The following is a 2,519-nucleotide window of genomic DNA, read 5'->3' on the forward strand; positions in this document are numbered from 1 at the left end:
CTTGGTTGCCAGACCAGCTTTATTCTAGCACAGGAGGTTCTTTCTCTTCACTAAAGTATTTTTTATCCACCCCCAGTTGAACTGGGGGTTTTATCATGCCTATTCGGCGCCAACCAAAAAGCAGTCCCGGCGGAAGTTCCCGCCGGGGCTGTTTTTCGTTGTATTCAAGTGGTACCGGTATTGGCAGATTCCAAACCGTCCCTGTGGCAAATGACCATCATGGAGTCGGTTCCCTGCTCTGTCGTGATCACAAATTCATAGTTATATACCGTATCCAGACGATACTGCAGTGCGCCGTCATTCGTTTCGGTCAGAACATAGTCCAAATCCGGCTGCGGCATGACCTTATCGTAGTAAATGTACAGGTAGGAAACGTTTTCCACAAATCGCAGTTCGACCTCTTCCGGGTCTACACCATACAGGGTGACGACGGGGACACCCTTGACCTGAACCGCTGTTTTCTCCGTCCAGTAATCTGTGTCCACCCTGTCCATGGCATAATAAACCGGGCCGCTGTTTTCCAGTGTACAGTTGCTTACTTCCATCTGCACACCTGTCTGAGGAAGCGTCTGCTGCCACACCGGTGTTGTATCCACATTTTGGGATGTACACCCTGCCAGCAGCAAGCAGACAGACAGCAAGAACCCTGCGATTCCTGTTTTTTTCATGAATGTTCCTTTCTTTACCGATAGGGGTCATAAGGCGGCCGCGGGAACTCGTCCCCCGGCTCCAACGTGCGCGGACACAACCCGATTTCTGCTACGATAAATCCCATCAACATGCCCAGATGCAGATGAAGATGCCTGTACTGCGACAAAATCAGGGTGAATCTTGTCCATTCGCAGTTTTCGGGGCGCTGCAGCAAGTCCTCGTCATGCAGCGAGGTCAGATACAAGGACAACTTCGCTTTGATGGTATAAAAATAGTCATCGATCTGCCCGCGGTCCAGATGCGCCGCCGGGTAGATGTCCAATTCATGAAGATCCGGCGTATGGACGGGCGGTGCCACAAAATCATTGGCGCGCGGATTGATGAACCACTGGTCCAGGCTGTGCAGCATATGATACAGATGCTGCCACAGCGGCGATCCCCCATAGTGCTTATCCCAAATTTCATCCGGGATGCAGTCGATCACGTTCTGTGTTTCCCACAGCGCCCGGACCGTCATCTCGGTGATGACGGCATGATACGATGTTTCCCGCATACTTTGCCCCCCAATGTTTTGGGGTTAGTATGCCGGACCGACTTCCGGATTATTCCCCTACCAACAGAGTCGGCAGCGTCTTTTCGCTATATTGGCTGGAAATAATCGGGCTGAGCGACACCCGGGAGTAAACACCCTGTGCCACACCGTCGTACACATAGATGCCTGTCAGGTTATAGTACCTGTTTTTGCCGAATTTCCCATCCGGGCCGATGCCGTAGTTTTCGGTCACATAAGGACGGTAGAACTCCTGCAGCAGGTACCCTTCCGGTGTATGGAGGACAATTTCTTCCCATTCCTTCTGGGTGTGTTCCACACCGGCGTGCACGCCGCGGGAGGCGTAGGAATCCAGAGGTTTCAGAATCCAGGCGTCCTTATCCGCCAGCACAGCGGGAATATCCGATTGTTCGAAGCTCTTTGTCAGGGGCACATGGGCCTTTACAAATGCCCGTTCTTCCTCCGTCAGCATCACCTGTGTGCGTGCTTCATGCAGGATTCGGAAAATCGTTTTGTTGTGGACCAGCTGCGTGTGGAAATCCCCCACCAAAAGTACCGCATCGTCACGTACTGCAGCCAGCAAAGGCCCGCATTCTTCGTAACGTTCCAGAATATCACTGGTAACGGCGCGCCGATAGATGGCATCAATTTTATGCCCTCCGGGCCCATACAGTACTTTTTCTTCTGCGTTATATTGCAGGCTGCGCAGATCGCACACCTCTGCGGGCACACCGTTGCGGACAAAATATCCCTGGAACACCTCAAACTCGTTAACTGTTCCGCAATCCATAAAATCCACAATGGCTACATAGGGCGCCTGCTCGGTTTTCCGCGCACGGCGATAGACTGCGCACAGTGTTTTGACCCAACTGTCAAACAACTCACAGGTACGGGTAGGATGGTTCTGCCGGAATTCCCGGTATACGGTGGACAGCTGCTGCCCCAGATTCAGTTCACGGTCTTCATTCATGGCGCTGGTGCCATCGGTGTTGAACTCGCAGTATTTATAAGCGCCGGTTTCCTCATTGTAAAAGAAATCGATCCGTGCCATAGGAAGCAGAGAAATCTCCGGGTCTGCACGCAGAATCAGTTCCTCGGCCACTTTATCAAAGCCAAAAAGCGCGCGGTATTCCGGGTCCCGGTAGTATGCGTGGATGACCTTGGACAAAATACCGTACAGCGTACGAATATCTTCCGAAAATGTCTGAAAAATCTGCTCTGTAAACAACTTGGGCTGATAGCAGGTACGCACGTATTCCCCGTGGTGAATCGCGGTGGAAGCCTTCATATATTCGGTGATTTCATCAAATTCCCGCGC

General features: G+C 52.0%; 3 protein-coding genes. All 3 read right to left on the reverse strand.

Annotation, left to right across the window (positions count from 1 at the left end; translation table 11 throughout):
* Window positions 1-164: 164 nt before the first annotated feature.
* Window positions 165-668 (reverse strand): hypothetical protein, encoded by a 504-nt coding sequence (locus H6B10_RS13945; RefSeq protein WP_204652155.1) that lies wholly within the window; start codon window positions 666-668, stop codon window positions 165-167.
* A 14-nt stretch (window positions 669-682) separates the two neighbouring features.
* Entirely contained in the window at window positions 683-1,204 is a 522-nt protein-coding gene (locus H6B10_RS13950; RefSeq protein WP_243427399.1) for a DinB family protein, read from the reverse strand.
* 49 nt (window positions 1,205-1,253) lie between these two features.
* Window positions 1,254-2,519: glutathionylspermidine synthase family protein (locus H6B10_RS13955; protein WP_204652156.1), on the reverse strand; the 1,266-nt coding region annotated here is incomplete at its 5' end.

The sequence above is a fragment of the Gemmiger formicilis genome (assembly GCF_016901605.1).
Lineage (GTDB): Bacteria > Bacillota > Clostridia > Oscillospirales > Ruminococcaceae > Gemmiger > Gemmiger formicilis_B.